At 74.7% G+C, this 17,986-nt stretch carries 16 protein-coding genes; 8 read left to right on the top strand and 8 right to left on the bottom strand.

Annotated elements, in window-relative coordinates; genetic code table 11:
* Positions 1–67: 67 nt before the first annotated feature.
* Entirely contained in the window at positions 68–1,579 is a 1,512-nt protein-coding gene (locus ACFYWL_RS18555; RefSeq protein WP_386974132.1) for a deoxyguanosinetriphosphate triphosphohydrolase family protein, read from the bottom strand.
* 114 nt (positions 1,580–1,693) lie between these two features.
* On the opposite strand from ACFYWL_RS18555, the gene ACFYWL_RS18550 reads away from it, so the two are divergent.
* From ACFYWL_RS18550 to ACFYWL_RS18525, 6 genes are all read left to right on the top strand, one after another.
* Complete coding sequence (locus ACFYWL_RS18550; protein ID WP_386974129.1) at positions 1,694–4,108, top strand: Tex family protein; 2,415 nt, start codon at positions 1,694–1,696, stop codon at positions 4,106–4,108.
* A 109-nt stretch (positions 4,109–4,217) separates the two neighbouring features.
* Positions 4,218–4,676, top strand: coding sequence for a hypothetical protein (locus ACFYWL_RS18545; protein WP_386974126.1), 459 nt, complete (start codon positions 4,218–4,220; stop codon positions 4,674–4,676).
* A gap of 255 nt (positions 4,677–4,931) precedes the next feature.
* A complete protein-coding gene (locus ACFYWL_RS18540) occupies positions 4,932–5,075 on the top strand; it encodes a hypothetical protein (protein WP_386974123.1) in 144 nt (47 codons plus the stop codon).
* On the top strand, positions 5,072–5,713 hold the full coding sequence (locus ACFYWL_RS18535; RefSeq protein WP_386974121.1) for a sugar transferase: 642 nt from the start codon (positions 5,072–5,074) through the stop codon (positions 5,711–5,713). Before ACFYWL_RS18540 ends, ACFYWL_RS18535 begins: the two co-directional genes overlap by 4 nt.
* Complete coding sequence (locus ACFYWL_RS18530; RefSeq protein ID WP_386974118.1) at positions 5,710–6,354, top strand: acetyltransferase; 645 nt, start codon at positions 5,710–5,712, stop codon at positions 6,352–6,354. The genes ACFYWL_RS18535 and ACFYWL_RS18530 overlap by 4 nt, the downstream gene beginning before the upstream one ends.
* Positions 6,351–7,535, top strand: a complete 1,185-nt coding sequence (locus ACFYWL_RS18525; protein ID WP_386974115.1) for a glycosyltransferase — start codon at positions 6,351–6,353, stop codon at positions 7,533–7,535. Before ACFYWL_RS18530 ends, ACFYWL_RS18525 begins: the two co-directional genes overlap by 4 nt.
* A gap of 24 nt (positions 7,536–7,559) precedes the next feature.
* On the opposite strand, the gene ACFYWL_RS18520 is transcribed toward ACFYWL_RS18525, so the two are convergent.
* The 4 genes from ACFYWL_RS18520 to ACFYWL_RS18505 form a co-directional block, all read right to left on the bottom strand.
* Complete coding sequence (locus ACFYWL_RS18520) at positions 7,560–8,549, bottom strand: NAD-dependent epimerase/dehydratase family protein (RefSeq protein WP_386974112.1); 990 nt, start codon at positions 8,547–8,549, stop codon at positions 7,560–7,562.
* Positions 8,546–9,871 (bottom strand): nucleotide sugar dehydrogenase, encoded by a 1,326-nt coding sequence (locus tag ACFYWL_RS18515; protein WP_386974110.1) that lies wholly within the window; start codon positions 9,869–9,871, stop codon positions 8,546–8,548. The genes ACFYWL_RS18520 and ACFYWL_RS18515 overlap by 4 nt, the downstream gene beginning before the upstream one ends.
* Before the next feature lie 62 nt (positions 9,872–9,933).
* Positions 9,934–10,812, bottom strand: coding sequence for an NAD-dependent epimerase/dehydratase family protein (locus ACFYWL_RS18510; protein WP_386974107.1), 879 nt, complete (start codon positions 10,810–10,812; stop codon positions 9,934–9,936).
* On the bottom strand, positions 10,809–11,537 hold the full coding sequence (locus ACFYWL_RS18505; protein ID WP_386974105.1) for a sugar phosphate nucleotidyltransferase: 729 nt from the start codon (positions 11,535–11,537) through the stop codon (positions 10,809–10,811). The genes ACFYWL_RS18510 and ACFYWL_RS18505 overlap by 4 nt, the downstream gene beginning before the upstream one ends.
* 287 nt (positions 11,538–11,824) lie before the next feature.
* Between ACFYWL_RS18505 and ACFYWL_RS18500 the strand changes: the two genes are divergently transcribed.
* Positions 11,825–13,351, top strand: a complete 1,527-nt coding sequence (locus ACFYWL_RS18500; protein WP_386974102.1) for a hypothetical protein — start codon at positions 11,825–11,827, stop codon at positions 13,349–13,351.
* A gap of 73 nt (positions 13,352–13,424) precedes the next feature.
* The gene (locus ACFYWL_RS18495) at positions 13,425–14,594 is read left to right on the top strand and encodes a glycosyltransferase (protein ID WP_386974100.1); all 1,170 of its coding nucleotides are present in this window, start codon (positions 13,425–13,427) and stop codon (positions 14,592–14,594) included.
* A gap of 27 nt (positions 14,595–14,621) precedes the next feature.
* On the opposite strand, the gene wecB is transcribed toward ACFYWL_RS18495, so the two are convergent.
* The 3 genes from wecB to ACFYWL_RS18480 are packed head-to-tail and all read right to left on the bottom strand — an operon-like array spanning position 14,622 to position 17,951.
* The gene (gene wecB, locus ACFYWL_RS18490; RefSeq protein ID WP_386974097.1) at positions 14,622–15,764 is read right to left on the bottom strand and encodes a non-hydrolyzing UDP-N-acetylglucosamine 2-epimerase; all 1,143 of its coding nucleotides are present in this window, start codon (positions 15,762–15,764) and stop codon (positions 14,622–14,624) included.
* A 52-nt stretch (positions 15,765–15,816) separates the two neighbouring features.
* Positions 15,817–16,917, bottom strand: coding sequence for an NAD-dependent epimerase/dehydratase family protein (locus tag ACFYWL_RS18485; RefSeq protein ID WP_386974094.1), 1,101 nt, complete (start codon positions 16,915–16,917; stop codon positions 15,817–15,819).
* Entirely contained in the window at positions 16,914–17,951 is a 1,038-nt protein-coding gene (locus ACFYWL_RS18480; protein WP_386974091.1) for a polysaccharide biosynthesis protein, read from the bottom strand. Before ACFYWL_RS18480 ends, ACFYWL_RS18485 begins: the two co-directional genes overlap by 4 nt.
* Between the last annotated feature and the right edge of the window lie 35 nt (positions 17,952–17,986).

Genomic DNA, 17,986 nt, shown 5'->3' with positions numbered 1-17,986 from the left:
GAAACGCCAGAAAGATGCATATTGTCCGCTTCGTCGCGACTGATCGACCGCGCAACCGGCCGGGCGGTCAGAGCACGAAGGCGTCGGTCCACAGCGCGCCGGAGCGGCCTGACAACGCGTCGAGCATCGCGACCGCCTGGCCGTCGCTGAGCTGCGCGACGAAGTCGATGATGGCCCGGCCCCGGGCCCGGCCGAGCCGGTCCGGCGTACGCGGGTGCAGCTCCGCCTCGGCCAGCTCGACCAGGTCGTGCAGCCGGCGCGGCAGCCTCGACTCCTCCTCCGGGTCGAGCAGCCACTCCCACAGCGCCTCGACGAGGGTGCCGAGCAGCCGCGCCTGTCCCCGCTGGTGCAGGGCCAGGTCGGGGCGGGCCAGCACGAACCGATGGTGGACGAACTTGAGCACCTGCACCTCGTGCCACTGGGCCGGGGCGAGCAGCACGTGCCCGGAACGCACCGACGGGGCCTCGGTCACGGTGATGGCGTCGACGAACCGGGTGGTCCACCGGGCGGAGAACCGGGCCACGTACTGTTCCGCCTCGATCGAGCCGTCGAACGGCAGCGCGAGCAGCCCCTCGACCAGCTCCTGCCGGACGTGCTCGACGGCGGCGGCGAACGACTCGTCGTCGGCGATCCAGGCGTCCTTGCGGTGCAGTTGCCGGCGCAGCCGCTCGATGGCCGCCCCGGGCCGCCGGCCCACCCCGTCCAACGCCGGGTCGGTGACGGCCCGGAAGTGCCCGTGCTCCCGCTGCCAGGCCATCAGCTCGGCGGCCACCGCGCCCTGCTGGAGCACACCGACCCGGTAGAAGTCCTCCACGTCGTGGATGGCGTACGCGATGTCGTCGGCGGTGTCCATCACCGACGCCTCCACGGTCTGCTGCCAGTCGGCGATCCGCCCGGCGAACGGCTCCCGGGCCTGGCGCAGGTCGGCCAGCTCCGTGCGGTACGCGCCGAACTTCGCCGACCCGCTGTCCGGGTCGTCGGCGGGCGCGGCGGCGCCCCGGGGCGGCGGGACGAGGTGCCGGGGGTGCGGGTCCGGATGGTCCAGCCGGGTCCACGGGTATTTCAGCAGGGCCGCCCGGACCGCCGCCGTCAGGTCCAGGCCGGTGGTTGCCGCGCCGCGGATCTCGGTGCTGGTGACGATCCGGTACGACTGCGCGTTGCCCTCGAAGCCGTCGGCGAGGCCCAGCCGCTGGCGGGCCAGCCGGTCGAGCACCCGCTCCCCGAGGTGCCCGAACGGCGGGTGCCCGAGGTCGTGGGCGAGGGCGGCGGCCTCCACCACGTCGGGGTCGCAACCGCCGAGGGAGTTCAGCAGGTCCCGCCACCGCACGTCGGCGGTGAGCCGCTCGGCGATGGCGCGGGAGACCTGGGCCACCTTGAGGCTGTGGGTGAGCCGGTTGTGCACCAGCAGGCCGGAGCCGCCCGGGCTGATCACCTGGGTGACCCCGCCGAGGCGGGCGAAGAAGGGCGAGGCCACGATCCGGTCCCGGTCGGCCCGGAACGGGCTGGCGGCGAGGTCGCCGAGGGCCCGCGCGCTGCCGCCGAAGAGCCGCCGCGCCCGCGGGTCAGCGGGATGTTCCATGATCGCCACGCTAGCGCAGCCGGCGGCGGCGCACGCCGCCTCGGCACCGGCGGGGGTGCCGCGCGGCGTCGGGGGTGGGCGGCACAATGCAGGGCGGAACCCACACGAAGGCGGATGAAGATCGTGACCCAGTCTGTGCACCAGCGGATCGCCGACGAGCTCGGCGTCGCCGAACGTCAGGTCCGGGCGGCCGTGGAGCTGCTCGACGGCGGCGCCACCGTGCCGTTCATCGCCCGCTACCGCAAGGAGGCCACCGGCCTGCTCGACGACGCCCAGCTGCGCACCCTGGAGGAGCGGCTGCGCTACCTGCGCGAGCTGGACGAGCGCCGCGCCGCGGTGCTGGAGTCCATCCGCGGCCAGGGCAAGCTCGACGAGGCGCTGGAAGCGCAGATCATGGCGGCCGACTCGAAGTCCCGGCTGGAGGACATCTACCTGCCGTTCAAACCGAAGCGGCGCACCCGGGCCCAGATCGCCCGCGAGGCCGGCCTGGAGCCGCTCGCCGACGCGCTGCTGGCCGACCCGAGCGAGGACCCGAGGCAGCGGGCCGCCGGCTTCGTCGACGCGGACAAGGGGGTGGCCGACGCCGCCGCCGCGCTGGACGGCGCGCGGGCCATCCTGGTGGAGCGCTTCGCCGAGGACGCCGACCTGATCGGCACGCTGCGCGAGCAGATGTGGTCGCGGGGCCGGCTGGTCTCCCGGGTACGCGACGGCCAGGAGTCCGCCGGCGCCAAGTTCGCCGACTACTTCGACTTCGCCGAGCCGTACGCGAAGCTGCCCTCGCACCGGATCCTGGCGATGTTCCGGGGCGAGAAGGAGGGCGTGCTCGACCTGACGATGGACCCGGAGCCCGAGGGCGACTCCGACGCCCCGGTCACCGGCCCGACGCGCTACGAGGCGGCGATCGCCGGCCGGTTCGGGGTCAGCGACTCCGGGCGGCCCGGCGACAGGTGGCTGACCGACACGGTGCGCTGGGCCTGGCGCACCCGCATCCTCATCCACCTCGGTGCGGACCTGCGGATGCGGCTGTGGCAGGCGGCCGAGGAGGAGGCCGTGCGGGTCTTCGCCACCAACCTGCGCGACCTGCTGCTCGCCGCGCCGGCCGGCACCCGGCCGACGATGGGCCTCGACCCGGGCCTGCGCACCGGCGTCAAGGTGGCGGTGGTCGACGCCACCGGCAAGGTCGTCGCCACCGACACGATCTACCCGCACGAGCCGCGCCGGCAGTGGGACGCCTCGATCGACACCCTCGCGCGGCTGGCCGGGGCGCACGGCGTGGAGCTGGTCGCCATCGGCAACGGCACCGCCAGCCGGGAGACCGACAGGCTCGCCGGTGACCTGATCAAGCGGCACCCGGAGCTGAAGCTGACCAAGGTGGTCGTCTCGGAGGCCGGGGCGTCGGTCTACTCGGCGTCGGCGTACGCCTCGCAGGAGCTGCCCGGGCTGGACGTGTCGCTGCGCGGGGCGGTCTCCATCGCCCGCCGGTTGCAGGACCCGCTCGCCGAGCTGGTCAAGATCGACCCCCGTTCGATCGGCGTCGGGCAATACCAGCACGACCTGTCCGAGGTGAAGCTCTCCCGCTCGCTCGACGCCGTGGTCGAGGACTGCGTGAACGCCGTCGGCGTGGACGTCAACACCGCCTCCGCGCCGCTGCTCACCCGGGTCTCCGGCATCGGGGCGGGGCTGGCGGAGAACATCGTGCTGCACCGGGACGCCAACGGCCCGTTCCGCTCCCGGGGCGAGCTGAAGAAGGTGTCCCGGCTCGGCCCGAAGGCGTTCGAGCAGTGCGCCGGCTTCCTGCGCATCCCCGGCGGGGACGACCCGCTCGACTCCTCCAGCGTGCACCCGGAGGCGTACCCGGTGGTCCGCCGGATCCTGGCCCGCACCGGGCAGGACCTGCGCTCCCTGATCGGGCAGAGCGCCATCCTGCGCGGGTTGCGGGCCGCCGACTTCGTCGACGACACGTTCGGCCTGCCCACCGTCACCGACATCCTGGCGGAGCTGGAGAAGCCCGGCCGGGACCCGCGGCCGGAGTTCCGCACCGCCACGTTCGTCGAGGGCGTGGAGAAGATCTCCGACCTGACGCCCGGCATGATCCTGGAGGGCGTGGTCACCAACGTGGCGGCGTTCGGCGCGTTCGTCGACGTCGGGGTGCACCAGGACGGCCTGGTGCACGTCTCGGCGATGTCCCGCACGTTCGTCAAGGACCCGCGCGACGTGGTGAAGTCCGGCGACGTGGTCCGGGTGAAGGTGCTCGACGTCGACGTGCCGCGCAAGCGGATCTCGCTGACGCTGCGGCTCGACGACGAGATGCCCGCCGTCGGCCAGGGCGGCGGAAGTCAGGGCGGCGGGCAACGCGGCAGTGGTCAGGGCGGCGGGGGGCAGGGCGGGCAACGCGGCGCAGGTCAGCGCGGCGACCGGGGCGGCTCGCGCGGCGGGCCGTCGCAGCGGCAGGGGCGCGGGGGCGGAGGAGCCCCGGCGTCGGCCAACAACGCCATGGCGGACGCGCTGCGCCGCGCCGGCCTGGCCTGAGGGTGCGGGCGCGCTGCCGAGCCGATGTCGCGGACGACTCAGCTCGGCAGCGTGACCGGGAGCCCGGCCGGTGAGGCGTGCACGTGGCGGCGCGCGTACCGTCGGCGGCGTGGGTGAGGACGACGGCCTTCAGTGGCGGGAGCGGCAGCGCCACGCGGTGCGGGCGCACGCGGCGGCTGCCGCCGAGCAGCGCGCCGCGGAGCAGGCGGAGGCCGCGGAGTTGGTGGCCGGCTTCGCCGCCGAGGCGCTGCGGCGCGGGCTGCGCAGCGAGCGGCTGAGGGCGGTCGGCTTCGACGGGCGCGGCCACTACCGCACCCGGATCACCGGCTGGTATGTGGACCGGGCCCGCACCCGCGCCGTGGACACCGAGGGCCGCTTCTACCTGCTCGCCGTGCCGCGCAGCCTGCGGGCGCGGCTGTTCGGGGCGGACCCGGAGCCTGCCCCGCCGCCGCTGGTGGTCGGGCGCGGCGGCCGGGACGGCGAGTCGGTGCCCCTGGCGACCCTGCTCAGCCTGCGTCTCGAGGCGGGCGACGGCTGGTGTTCCGCGCGCCGCCTGCCGTCACCGTAACGCGGCACGTGGCCCCGGGGTGAACGCGCCCGCCCGGGGCGGCCCGGCGCGGGGCACGTCCGCCGGGCGGCGCGGGGCACGTCCGACGCCTCGTCGGCGAGGCGTGGCCTTTGCGGCCACTTTGGCCATTGGTCACTTTTATCATCATCACAACTGATAAAAGTGCAATGTCGGATGAAATCGCCACGGGGGGTCCATCATGAACGCTCGCCGTCCCGCAGTCTGGCCTCGCGCCACGTCCCCGGGCGAGCCGACGTGACGGGCCGGATCGCGCTCCTCCAGCCCGACGTCGGCCCGCTCGGGGAGTCCTTCCCGCTGCGCGCCTGCCGGGCCGCGACCGACGCCGACGCCCACCGGCTCTTCGAGGTGTTCGAGGAACTCCTGGAGGAGCGGGGATGAACCGACACCGTTACGAGCGGATCAAGCGGGTTCTCGACGTGACCGTGGCGGCCCTGCTGCTCGTCCTGGCCGCCCCGGTGATGGCGGCGACCGCCCTGGCCATCGCCCTGACCATGGGGCGGCCGGTCCTGTTCCGCCAGCGCCGTCCGGGGCTGCACGGCGAGCTGTTCGAGCTGGTGAAGTTCCGGTCCATGCGGGCCGAGGGCGACCCGCTGTCCCCCGTCCACGACGCCGGGCGGATCACCCCGCTGGGCCGGTGGCTGCGGGCCACGAGCCTGGACGAGCTGCCCTCGCTGTGGAACGTGCTGCGGGGCGACATGAGCCTGGTCGGGCCGCGTCCCCTGCTGCCGCAGTACGTGCAGCGCTACACCGCCGAGCAGTTCCGCCGCCACGAGGTCCGACCGGGCGTCACCGGCCTGCCACAGGTACGCGGACGCAACGCCCTCGCCTGGGAGGAGCGCTTCGTGCTCGACGTCTGGTACGTCGATCACCGCAGCCTCCTGCTGGACCTGCGCATCCTCGCCTGGACGGTGGTCACCGTGCTGCGCCGCGACGGCATCACGGCCCCCGGCAGCGCGACCGCCCACGAGTACCGGGGCGTCCCGGTGGACGACCGCGCGCGGGAGCCCGTCCGATGAGGCCGGAGCTGGTGATCGTCGGGTGCGGCGGCCACGGCCGGGAGATCCTCGGCATCGTCCGGGCGGTCAACGACGCGGCCCCCGGCGGCCCCGTCTGGCACGTGCGCGGGTTCGTCGACGACGACCCCGCGGAGGAGAACCGCAAGCGGGTGCAGCGGCTCGGCGTGCCGTGGCTCGGCCCGGTGTCGTCCCTGGCCGACGCCGGGGGCGCGCACGTGGTGGTCGGCGTCGGCGATCCCCGGGCACGCGGGCGGGTCGCCCGCCGGATCGACTCGTACGGCCTGCCGTCGGCGGTGCTGGTCCACCCGGACGCCACCCTCGGCGCGGACGCCCGCGTCGGCGAGGGGACGGTGCTGTTCGCCGGCGCCCGGGTGACCACCGACGTGACGCTGGGCCGGCACGTGCACCTGAACCAGAACGCGACCGTCGGCCACGACTGCGTGGTCGGCGACCACGTCTCGGTCAATCCGCTCGCCGCCGTCTCCGGCGGCTGCCGGCTCGACTCGGACGTGCTGATCGGTGCGGGCGCGGTGGTCCTCCAGGGACTCCGGGTGGGCACGGGCGCGACCGTCGGCGCGGCGGCCTGCGTGGTACGCGACGTGCCGGCCGGCGCGGTGGTGAAGGGGGTGCCGGCGAGATGAGGGTCGTCGTCACCACCGAGTACCGCTACGCCGTCACGCCCGACGGCCGGGTCTGGACCACGCACTCCCACGGCTACGACATCTGGCGGCGCTACCTCACCGCCTTCGACGAGGTGCGCGTGGTGGCCCGCGTCGCCGCGCAGCCCGGGGTGCCGGAGACGGCGCTGCGGGTGGACGGCCCCGGGGTCACGGTGCACCCGGTGCCGCACTACGTCGGGCCGCAGCAGTACCTGCGCCAGCGGATGCCCATCGGCCGCGCCATGGCGACCGCGGCCGGGCGCGACGACGCGGTGATCCTGCGCGTGCCCTCCGCGCTGGGCTCCCTGCTGGCCGGCGTCCGCCGCCGGCACGGCCTGCCGTACGCCCTGGAGGTGGTGGGCGACCCGTACGACGTGCTCGCGCCGGGGGTGGTCCGGCACCCGCTGCGGCCCCTGCTGCGCCAGCGCTTCGCGACCCGGCTGCGCCGCGAGTGCGGCTCGGCGGTCGCCGTCTCCTACGTGACGGCGGACTATCTCCAGGCCCGCTACCCGGCGGCCCCCCACGCGCCGACGGCCAACGTGTCGAGCATCGACCTGCCGCCCGAGGCGTTCGCCGACGCCCCGCGCGCCGTCCGGGCCGACGCCGGTGGCGGGCACACGCTCATCTCGATCGGGACGCTGGACCAGCTCTACAAGGGCGTCGACACGCTCGTCGAGGCGGTGGCCCGGCTGGCGTCGCGCGGGGTCGACGTCCGGCTCGTGCACGCCGGCGCCGGCCGGTTCGCCGGGCACCTGGCGGGCCTGGCCGAGGCGCGGGGTGTCGCCGACCGGGTGACGTTCGCCGGCTGGGTGGCCCCCGGCGCGCCGTTGCGCGCCCAACTCGACGCGGCCGACCTGGCCGTCGTCCCGTCGCGGACCGAGGGGCTGCCCCGCGCGCTGATCGAGGCCATGGCCCGCGCGCTGCCGGCGATCGGCACCGCCGTCGGCGGGATCCCGGAGCTGCTGGCCCCCGAGGACCTGGTCGGCCCCGACGACCCCGCTGCGCTGGCGGAAGCGATCGCCCGGATGGTGGCCGACCCGGACCGGATGGCGTTCGCCTCGGCCCGCAACCTCGCCCACGCCCGGCGCTACTCCCGGGACTCCCTGGAGCCCCGGCGGCGCGCCTTCTACCAGTCGGTGCGCGAGGCCACGGCCCGCCGTTAGGCGGGCCGCGGCCATGTCCGCCCGTCACCGGCCGCGGGCACCCACCGTGCCGGCGCGCCAGGCGCGGTACCAGTCGAACGTCCGGCGCACCCCGTCCTCCAGCGGCACCACCGGCTCGAAGCCGGTCAGCCGGCGCAGCGTCGCCAGGTCGGGGCAGCGGCGGTGCACCGAGCCGGGCGGCGCGGGCATCGGTTGCAGGACCGGCGTCGCGTCGGCGACCCGCAGCACCAGCTTGGCCAGGTCGCCGATGTTGGTCTGCTCGGCGTCGTTGCCGACGTGCACGATCTCGCCGGCCGCGGCCGGGCAGCGCATCAGCCGCAGCACCGCCTCGACCGCGTCGTCGACGTGGCAGAACGCGCGGTACTGGTCGGCGCCCCACACCCGGAACGGGTCCTCCCCGTCGAGGGCGCGCAGCGACATCTCCGGGATGACGTGGTCCGTGCCCATCCTCGGGCCGTAGACGTTGTGGAAGCGCCCGACCGTGGCGGCGCAGCGTCGGGCGCGGGCGGCGTGCACGAAGGCGGCCTCGCCGAGCAGCTTGCTGATGGCGTACGAGAACCGGGGCGCCGTGACGTCGGTGATCATGACGGGGACGTCCTCGGCCGTCGGCACCGGCACGACGCGGGCGTCGACGCCTCCGGCGTACACCTCGCTGGTGGAGCTGAAGAAGACCCGGTCGCCGGGCTCGACCCAGTCGAGCAGGTGCAGCGCCGTCAGGGTGTTGACCCGGATCACCCGCGTCGGATCGGCCTCGACGTTGCGCACCCCGACCACGGCGGCGAGCAGGTAGATCTCGTCGCAGCCGCGCGGCAGCGCCGCCCACGCCTGCGGCCGGGTCAGGTCCGCCGAGACGACCTCGACGGCCGGGTCGTCCCGCAGCGCGCCGAGGCGCTCGTCGTCGCGGCCCCGGGAGAAGTCGTCGACGACGACCACCCGGTGGCCGTCGGCGAGCAGCCGCTCGGTCAGGTGCAGGCCGATGAAGCCCGCGCCGCCGAGGACGAGCGCCCGCCTCACGCGGTCACCTGGCCGGTGGGGGCGGCGGCGCGGGGCGCGGGCAGGTAGCCGATGCCGGCGTACCGCGCGCCGGCGGCGGTGACCGCCGCCTCGTCGAGGATCCGCCAGGAGTCGTAGACGACGCCCGCCCCGCCGGCGGCGAGCAGGCCGCCGACCTCCAGGGCCCGGTAGTCGGGGTGGTCGTTGACCACGAGCACCGCGTCGCTGTCGCAGAACGCCTTGTCCAGGCTGGTCGGCTCGCCGCCGTAGGCCCGGATCACCTGGTCGGGCACCATCGGGTCGTGCCCGGCCACGACCAGCCCGGCCGCCCGGAAGACCGGCATCATCGCGGCGATGGGCGTGCCGCGCATGTCGTCGGTGGGGGGCCAGCCCTTGTACGCCCAGCCCAGCACGGCCAGCCTCGCGCCGACGGTGTCGCCGCGCCGCTGCCGGATCAGCTCCACGACGGTCTCGGCGACGTGCACCGGCAGGTGCTCGTTGAGCCGGCGGGCCGCGCCGACCAGGAACGCGCCGTCGGCTCCGGCGCTGGCCACCATCAGGTACGGATCCTTCGACAGGCAGCCGCCGCCGACGTACCCGGGCCGGCTCAGGTCCGGCCGGGGGTAGTCGAGGTTCGCGGCCCGGATCACCTCCAGCGGGTCGAGGCCGTGCCGCTCGGCGATCAGCGCCACCTCGTTGCCGAACGAGTAGATCAGGTCGGTGTGGCAGTTGTTGGAGAGCTTGACCAGCTCGGCGGCCTCCAGGCTGGACACCGGCACGGTCTGCCGGGCGAGCCCGCCGAACAGCTCCAGGCCGGCGCGCAGGCTCTCGTCGTCCACGCCGCCGACGACCTGGGGCAGCTCGACCAGTTCCCGCAGCGCCTGACCCTGGATGGTCCGTTCCGGCGCCATCACCAGCAGCGCCCGCCCCCACGCCCCGGTCAGCGCCGGCAGCACCACCCGCCGGCTCGTCCCGACGGGGACGGTGCTGCGGACGACCACCAGCGTCTGCGGGCCGCACCAGCGGGCCACCTGCGCCGCCGCCGCCGCGAGGTTGGTCAGGTCGGGCTGCCGGGTCCGCTCGTCCACCGGCGTGGAGACGCTGAGCACCACCGCGTCCAGGTCCGGCGGGAGCGTGTCGTCGACGAACACGGAACGGCCGGCGTGCGTCGCGAACACGTCGGCGATGCCCGGCTCGAAGATGTGTGGACGGCCGCCGCGCAACGCCGCCCGCACGACCGGGTTCGCGTCCACCCCGTGCACCTCGAACCCCTTGCGCGCCAGCGCGGCGGCCAGCGTCAGCCCGACGTAGCCGAGACCGACGATCCCTATCCTGCGATACACGTTGTCTTCTTCCCCTCGGTTGTCGTGCTCGGTGCACCGGTGCGCCCGCGCGGGCGGACCGGTCAGGCGCCCGTCGCGGCCCAGCTCGCCTTGACCGACTCGGCGAGGTCGTAGGAGGGCGCCCAGCCCAGGTCGCGCGCGGCCCGGGAGACGTCGCCGCACATCCAGTCGACCGCCGCCGAGCGGCCCGGCGCCGGCTGGTCCTCGCGTACCGCGCCGGTGAAGCCGGCCGCGTCCGCCATCAGCCGGACCGCCTCCCGCACCGGCACGGCCCGGCCGCTGGCGACGTTGTAGACCCGCTGCGGCAGCCGGCGCGCGCGGACCGCGGCGGCCACGGCGGCGGCCACGTCCCGGACGTCGACGAAGTCCCGGTGGGCCGCGAGCGGGCCGACGGTGACCGGATCGCCGGGCCTCGCGCGGCGCAGCAGCGTGGCGACCCGGCCGAGCACGGTGTCGGCGGACAGGCCGGGGCCGATCGGGTTGAACACCCGCAGCGTGACGCCGTCGACCCGGCCCGCGGCGGCGGCCAGCTCGACCAGCCGGGTGGCGGTCAGGTGGGTCAGGCCGTACTCGCTCACCGGGCGCGCGTCGTCGCTCTCGGCGGCGGCGTGCCCGTGCGGCACCGGCCCGTACTCCCCGGCGGAGCCGATCCGCACCAGCCGCGCGCCGGGGGCCTCGGCCGCGACGGCCTCGACGAGTTTCGCGGTCACCGACACGTTCGCCGCGACGAGCTCGTCGGCCCGCCCGTCCAGCCGGCCGGTGCAGGCCACCACCGCGTCGGGCCGGGCGGCGCGCAGCAGCGCGCCCAGCTCGCCGACGTCGCAGGCGACGAGGTCGATGTCGCGCCGGCCGGGGCAGACCAGTGCCGCGTGCGGGCGCAGGGCGGCGCGGACGTGCCCGCCGATGAAGCCGGAGCCGCCGAGGACCAGGACGGTGGTCACACCGGCTCCGGGGTACGCGGGGACAGCAGGATCGGCCGGAGCCGCTCGAACGTCCGGTTGGCCTCGTCGTAGTCCTCGGGTCGGCCGATGTCGAGCCAGTACCCGTCGAACGGGTAGCTCGCCGGCGGCTCGCCGCGGTCGAGCAGGTCCAGCACGAGTTGGTCGAAGCCGAACGCGAGCCCGGCCGGGTACGCGGCGATGGTGCGCGCGGACAGCCCGTAGACGCCCATGCTGACGTGGTAGTCGAGGACGGGCTTCTCGCTGAACTCGACCACCCGGCCGTCCTCGACCGACAGCACGCCGAAGTCGATCTTCACGGTGCGGTGGAAGGTCGCCACGGTCAGCGGGGCCCCGGAGGCGGCGTGGGTGCGCAGCAGGTCGCCGTAGTCGAGGTCGGTGAGCACGTCCCCGTTCATCACGAGGAAGTGCTCGGGCAGCCGGTCGCGGATGCCGAACAGCGGCCCGATCGTCGACAGGGGGACGCTCTCCTCCACGTACCGCACGCGCAGCCCGAACCGGGAGCCGTCGCCGACGAAGGCGCGGATCAGCGAGCCGAGGTGGTTGATCGCCAGGGTGACGTCGGTGAACCCGCAGCTCGCGAGCTGGTGCAGGACGATCTCCAGGATCGCGTGGCTGTCCCCGATCGGCACCAGCGGCTTCGGCAGCGAGGTCGTGTACGGCTTCAGCCGCGTTCCCTTGCCACCGGCCATGATCACTACATGCATCTCGTCATCCGATCCGTCCGCCGCTGCCGGCGACCCGGCCGCCGCAGCCGTGAGCCGGGTCGCCGGGCGGTGCGCCCCCGTAACACCCAGGGCAACGACCGACCCGCGCCCAAGAAACGCCCATAACAGAGCATTAGCCGCCTTTTCCTCGGTACGGCCCCCGGCTACCCGGACGGATCCCTCCGGGCCCCGGGGCCGTCGCGCTGAGTAACGTTCCCGGGCCGGACCTGGTTAGGAGGGTGTCGACGCCACCGGCGCACCCATCGCCGCCGCACGAGGAGAATCCGATGACGACCCTGGCTGGTCCCGCCGCACGACCCGTCGACGCGCTCCGCGCGACCGGGCCGGTGACCACGGGAAAGCCGGTGGACAACAACGTCCTGGCCGTCGTTCTCGTGACCTCGCTGAGCATCGCGCTGATGGTGTGCCTACCGGACCTGCGCCACTGGTTCATGGTGCCCACGACCCTCACCGGCGTCCTCGTCGGCGCCGAGGCGCTGCGCTGGTTCCGCCGGGGCGTCGACGTGTTCGACCCGCGGGCCTGCGCGGGCCTGCTCGGGCTCCAGTTCCTCTACCTCGCGCCGATCCTGAACGTGGCCCTCGACGAGTGGGTGACGGGGATCTACGACCAGCCCGTCTGGCGCGACGCGCTCGGGATGCTCGGCATCCTCAACGCGGTCGGCACGGGCCTCTACCGGGTGGTGCTCGCCCTCCCCCGCCGGCCCCGCCGCCGGCAGCGCCGGCCGCCCACGATGCACCTGCCCACCTTCTACGTGGCGGGCCTGGCCCTGGCGGTGCTCAGCGTCGCCGCGATGGGCTACGAGATCGCCATCTTCGGCGGCATCGACGGCTTCGTCGACACGATGGCCGACCAGGCGAACCGGGCCAGGGACATGACGGGGCTCGGCCCGCTCATCGTGCTCTCCGAGGCGTTCCCGTACGTCGTGTTCACCCTCGCGCTCGTCCGCTGGCGCAAGACGTTCGCCCGGCACACCGTCCTGCTGGTGCTGCTCGTGCTCGCGCTGACCGTGACCCAGTTCTTCATCGGCGGGCTCAAGGGCAGCCGCAGCAGCACCCTCTGGCCGCTGCTGCTGGCCCTCGTCCTGGTCAACGTCACGGTCCGGCGGGTGCCCCGCAAGGTCATCGCCGTGGTGGGGGTCCTCACCTTCGCCTTCATCTACCTGTACGCCTTCTACAAGCTGGGCGGCACCAAGGCCATCGACGAGATCCGGCGGGCCGGCACGGTCCAGGGCACCGTGTCGGACACGGGGCGCGACATGTCCATGCTGCTCACCGCGGACCTGGGCCGGGCCGACATCCAGAGCGTCATCCTGCACCGCTATCTCGACGGCCAGTTCGAGCCGGTGCTCGGCGCGACCTACGCCAACGCCTGGTTCATGTTCCTGCCCGACGGCCTGTTCCCCGACGTGCCGACCAGCAAGGTCGACGTGGGATCGCGCATCCTCTACAACCCGCTCTACCCGCAGGGGGAAGGCAGCTCAAGCAAGGTCTACGGCATGGCCGGCGAGGGCATCATCAACTTCGGCCTGGTCGGCGGCGTGCTCTCCTTCGTGGCCTTCGGCCTCGCCGTCCGCGCCGTGCAGGGGTACTACACGGCGGCCGTGGACGCCCCGGAGCTGACGCCGAAGCTCGTCGCGCCCGTGGTGTGGGTCCTCGTCACCACCCAGGGCTCGGACCTCGACAACGTCCTGTTCTGCCTCTGCAAGTACTCGATGCCGACGCTCCTGCTGGTCTGGCTGGCCTGCCGGTTCGGCCGCCGGCACCGCGTACGCCCGCTGGCCGCGGCGCCCTGACCCGGGCCGGTCCCCCACGGCGCGGGACCGCCCGGGGCCGACCCCACCCCACCCCACCGCCCAAGGAGTGCCCATGACCCTCGCGGACCCGACCGCGCCCCGCCCGGCCCAGCGCCGCCCGCCGGAGTCGACGCCGGCCGTGCGGGTCCTGCACGTGGTCGGGTGCCTCGACCGGGGCGGCATCGAGACGGCGTCGCTGGACATCTGCCGCGCCGTGCCGCCCGGGCAGGCGCACCAGACCTTCGTCACCGTCAACGGCGTGACGGGTTCGCTGACCCCGGCCTACCGGGACGCCGGGGCCACCGTCGTGCAGTGTCCGCTCCGCCCCCGCCACCTGTTCCCCCTGCGCCTGTGGCGGTGCCTGCGCGCGGCCCGTCCCGACGTGGTCGTCTCCCACATCAGCCTGTTCAGCGCGGCGGTCCTGGCCGCCGCCCGGGTCGCCCGGGTGCCGGTACGGATCGCCCGGATGTGGAGCGAGGGCGACGACAAGCCGGCCTCGCTGCGGCGTCGGCTCCTGCGCGGGCTGTGCCGGGCCGTGCTGGCGCACGCAGCGACCGACGTGCTGGGGGTGACGGCCGCGGCGGTCGACTTCGCCGGTCCCCGGCCGCACGACCGCCGGTACCGGGTGCTCTACAACGGCGTGGACACCGCCAGGACCGACGGCTGGGACCGCGCCGCCGCCCGACGTCGCTGGGAGCTGCCCGACGACGTGCCGGTGTTCGGCTTCCTCGGCCGGGCCCACCCGGTGAAGAACCGCCCCTTCCTCGTCGAGGTGCACCACGCCGCCCGGGAGCACCACCCCGGCGCCCGGCTGCTGGTCGCCGGACCGCTGGGCGTCGACGACCTGACCACCGCGCATCCGGGCGTCGACCGCGACCCGCACGTCGTGCTCGCCGGGGAGGTCGAGGAGGTCGGCCCGGTGCTGCACGCCGCCGACGTGCTGCTGCTGCCCTCCCTGCGGGAGGGCCTGCCCGGCGTGGTGCTCGAAGCCCTCTCGGTCGGCGTGCCGGTCGTGGCGGCCGACCTGCCGTCCCTGCGGGAGCTGTCCGTCCTCGTCTCGGGGCTGACCCTGGTGCCGTTGAGCGCCGGGCCGCGGGTCTGGGCGCGGGTCGCGCTGGAACAGGCCGGCGCGGACGACGCGCGGCGCGCCGACATCGCCCGCGCGCTGCGCGACTCGCCGTTCACCCTGGACCACGTCGCGCGGCAGTGGCGGCGGCTGTGGCGGGTCGACCCGGCCCCGTGAGCACGGGCCGCCGCCGGCCGGCGGGCGTCACGGCGCGGGCTGGCACCGGGGCCGGATGCCGGCCCAGTCGTGGTGGCGGCGCACGGTCGACAGGATGAAGTCGACCACCCGGCGGGACGTGTCCGTCACCCGGTAGTCCGCCGGGCAGGGCACGCCGTGCGCGGCCACCTGGTCGACGGTGAGGGCGACCGCCTCGACGACGCCGGCCGGGTCGAGCCCGGTCATGATGATGCCGCCGGCGTCCAGCGCCTCCGGGCGTTCGATCGACTCCCGCAGCGTCACGGCGGGGAAGCCGAGGATGGCGGCCTCCTCGCTGATCGTGCCGCTGTCGGACAGGGTGCACCGCGCCCGGGTCTGCAGGCGCACGTAGTCGAGGAACCCGAACGGCTCGTGGAAGTCGATGCCGTCGAGCGCCACGTCGGCGGCGGGGATCGCCTCCAGCCGCTTGCGGGTGCGCGGGTGGGTGGACACGAGCACCGGCAGCCGCCAGGCGTCCCGCACGGCCGCCAGGCAGTCCAGCAGCCGCCGCAGCCGCGCCGGGTCGTCCACGTTCTCCTCGCGGTGGGCGCTGACCACGAAGTACCCCCCGGGTTCGAGGCCCAGCCGGTCGAGCACCGTGGACGCCTCGACGGCGGCGCGGTGGTGCTCCAGCACCTCCCGCATGGGCGAACCGGTGTGCAGGATCCGGCGCGGGTGCAGCCCCTCGGCGAGCAGGTTGCGCCGGGCGTGCTCGGTGTAGACCAGGTTGAAGTCGGCGACGTGGTCGACCATCCGCCGGTTGGTCTCCTCGGGCACGTTGAGGTCGAAGCAGCGGTTGCCGGCCTCCATGTGGTAGACCGGCACCCGCAGCCGCCGGGCGATCAGCGCCGCGATGCAGCTGTTCGTGTCGCCCAGCACCAGCAGGGCGTCCGGGCGGTGCTCCTCGATCGCCGCCTCCACGCCCACCAGCACCCCGCCGAGCACCCGGCCGAGCGACGCCGTGTCCACTCGCAGGAACCGGTCGGGGCGGCGCAGCCGCAGGTCGCTGAAGAACACGTCGGACAGCGCCGGGTCCCAGTTCTGCCCGGTGTGCACGAGGACGTGGTCCACCGTCCGGTCCAGCAGGTCGATCACCCGGGACAGCCGGATGATCTCCGGCCGGGTGCCGACCACCGTCATCACCCTGGTCATCAGGGCCACCTCCGTCGTTTGCGCCCCGGAACCCGCCGCTGGCGACCGCGCCCTACCCGGCGGCCACGGGCTCCGGGTAGGTGTCCGGCCGGGCCGGGTCGAACAGGTCGTTCGTCCAGAAGAGGGTGAGCAGGTCCCCGTCGCCGGTGTTGGTGATGTCGTGCGCCCACATCGTCGGCATGTCCACCACCACCGGCTCGGCCCCGTCGACCGGGAACCGGACCAGCCCCCGCTGGCCGACCCGGCGCAGCCGGATCTCGGCGCGTCCGCGCAGCACGACGAAGCGCTCCATCTTGGCCAGGTGGAAGTGCTCGCCCCGGGTCACGCCGGGGCGGGTGGCCGAGCAAAACGCCTGCCCCCCGCCGTGGCTGCGGACCGCCTCCACCAACTCGCCCCGGTGATCGGCGCGGCGGACCAGCGGGATCGGGTAGCTCGCCGGGAACAGGTGCGAGCGGTAGGTGTTGAACAGCCGCACGTCGTGCCGGTCGGCCAGCGGCGGGAGCTCCCCGTTGCGGTAGGTCGCCGCGAACCCGGCCAGCCGGGCGGCGAGGGCGTGGACGCCGATGCGCAGCGCCGGCATCGAGGCGTCCCAGACCCCGGCCGGCGGGGCGTCGAGCAGCGCGGCGGCGGCGTCGGTGACGTGCACGAGGCGCAGCTCGCGGTCGTCGCGCAGCTCGGGCGCCCCGCCGCCGGCGAGGACCCGGCAGAACGTCGCCGTCACCGAGTTGTAGAACGGCCGCCCGTGCTCGCCGTACAGGTGCGGCAGGCGGTGGTCGACGAGGTGGCAGCCGGTGGCGGCCCCGGCCAGGATCGCCGCCGCCGCCGCCTTCGAGTCGCCGTAGGGGGTGCCGTTGCCGGCCTGGACGGTGTTCGCGTACACCAGGGTCTTCGGCGGCTGCGCGCAGCGGCGCAGGCCGCGCGCGAGCGCCTCGGCGACGGCGACGTTGCCGGCCGCCACCTCGGCCGGCTCCCCGCGGTTGACCCCGGCCAGGTGCAGCACCCGGTCGACGCCGCGCAGCCGGTCGGCCAGCACGGCCGCGTCGGCCAGGTCGGCCCGGCCGATCAGGACGGGATCGGGCCAGCCGAGCGCGCGCAGGAGCACCCGGGTGTGCCAGCCGAGGAAGCCCTCCGCGCCGGTGAGGGCGACCTTCACGGGGCCAGCGCCGGCTCGCGCAGGGCCAGCTCCGCGCGGATCTCGGGCAGCGTGCGCAGCAGCGCCACGATCTCCGGTACGGTGAGCCGCCGCGCGTTCGCGGAGGTGAAGTCCTCGGCCGGGGAGCCGCCGAGGGTCCCCTCGGTCACGTACGCCGCGTAGTTGAGGTCGCGGGCGTCGACCGGCACCCGGTAGAAGTCGCCGAAGTCCTCGGCCCGGGCGAGTTCCTCCCGGCTGGCCAGCGTCTCGTGCTGCTTCTCGCCGTGCCGCACCCCGATCACGTCGTACTTGGCCGGCACGTCGAAGAGCTGGCACAGGGCGACGACCAGGTCGCCGATGGCGCAGGCGGCGGCCTTGCGGACGAAGACGTCGCCGGCCCGCGCGTGCGCGAAGGCGTGCTCCACCAGTTCGACCGAGTCGGCCAGGGACATCAGGAACCGGGTCATCGCGGGGTTGGTCACGGTGGGCATCGCGCCGGAGCGGATCTGCTCGACGAACAGCGGGATCACCGAGCCCCGGGAGTACATGACGTTGCCGTACCGGACGCAGGACACGACGGTGCCGCCCGAGTTGGCCCGGGCGTGCGCCTGGGCGACCTTCTCCATCAACGCCTTGGTCAGGCCCATGGCGTTGATCGGGTGGACGGCCTTGTCGGTGCTGAGCACCACCACCGAACGGACCCCGTTGCGGGTGGCCGCCTCGATGAGGTTCGCGCTGCCCAACACGTTGGTGCGGACGGCCTCCAGCGGGAAGAACTCGCACGACGGCACCTGCTTGAGGGCGGCGGCGTGGAAGACGAAGTCCACCCCCCGGCTGGCGCTCCTCACGCTGTCGTAGTCGCGCACGTCGCCGATGTGGTAGCTCACCCGCCCGTCGGCGAGGACACGGCGCATCGCGTCCTGCTTGGCCTCGTCCCGGCTGAGCACCCGGACCTCGCTCACACCGCGGTCGAGCAGCCGCCGGGTCATCGTCCGGCCGAACGAGCCGGTCCCCCCGGTGATCAGCACCCGACGCCCCGCTGTCGTTGGGTTCATCAGCGTTTCCTCGTCCTCGCCCCTGCGTTCGGCCT

It is taken from the genome of Micromonospora sp. NPDC002575, from assembly GCF_042889525.1.
GTDB lineage: Bacteria > Actinomycetota > Actinomycetes > Mycobacteriales > Micromonosporaceae > Micromonospora > Micromonospora carbonacea.
This window is presented reverse-complemented; position numbering and strand designations above follow the sequence as displayed.

Coding starts and splice junctions, on each gene's coding strand:
- ACFYWL_RS18505 (WP_386974105.1), bottom strand. CDS start 11,537: ATGCATGTAGTGATCATGGCCGGTGGCAAGGGAACGCGGCTGAAGCCG.
- ACFYWL_RS18550 (WP_386974129.1), top strand. CDS start 1,694: ATGAAGATCGTGACCCAGTCTGTGCACCAGCGGATCGCCGACGAGCTC.
- ACFYWL_RS18495 (WP_386974100.1), top strand. CDS start 13,425: ATGACCCTCGCGGACCCGACCGCGCCCCGCCCGGCCCAGCGCCGCCCG.
- ACFYWL_RS18535 (WP_386974121.1), top strand. CDS start 5,072: ATGAACCGACACCGTTACGAGCGGATCAAGCGGGTTCTCGACGTGACC.
- ACFYWL_RS18530 (WP_386974118.1), top strand. CDS start 5,710: ATGAGGCCGGAGCTGGTGATCGTCGGGTGCGGCGGCCACGGCCGGGAG.
- ACFYWL_RS18500 (WP_386974102.1), top strand. CDS start 11,825: ATGACGACCCTGGCTGGTCCCGCCGCACGACCCGTCGACGCGCTCCGC.
- wecB (WP_386974097.1), bottom strand. CDS start 15,764: ATGACCAGGGTGATGACGGTGGTCGGCACCCGGCCGGAGATCATCCGG.
- ACFYWL_RS18480 (WP_386974091.1), bottom strand. CDS start 17,951: ATGAACCCAACGACAGCGGGGCGTCGGGTGCTGATCACCGGGGGGACC.
- ACFYWL_RS18525 (WP_386974115.1), top strand. CDS start 6,351: ATGAGGGTCGTCGTCACCACCGAGTACCGCTACGCCGTCACGCCCGAC.
- ACFYWL_RS18555 (WP_386974132.1), bottom strand. CDS start 1,579: ATGGAACATCCCGCTGACCCGCGGGCGCGGCGGCTCTTCGGCGGCAGC.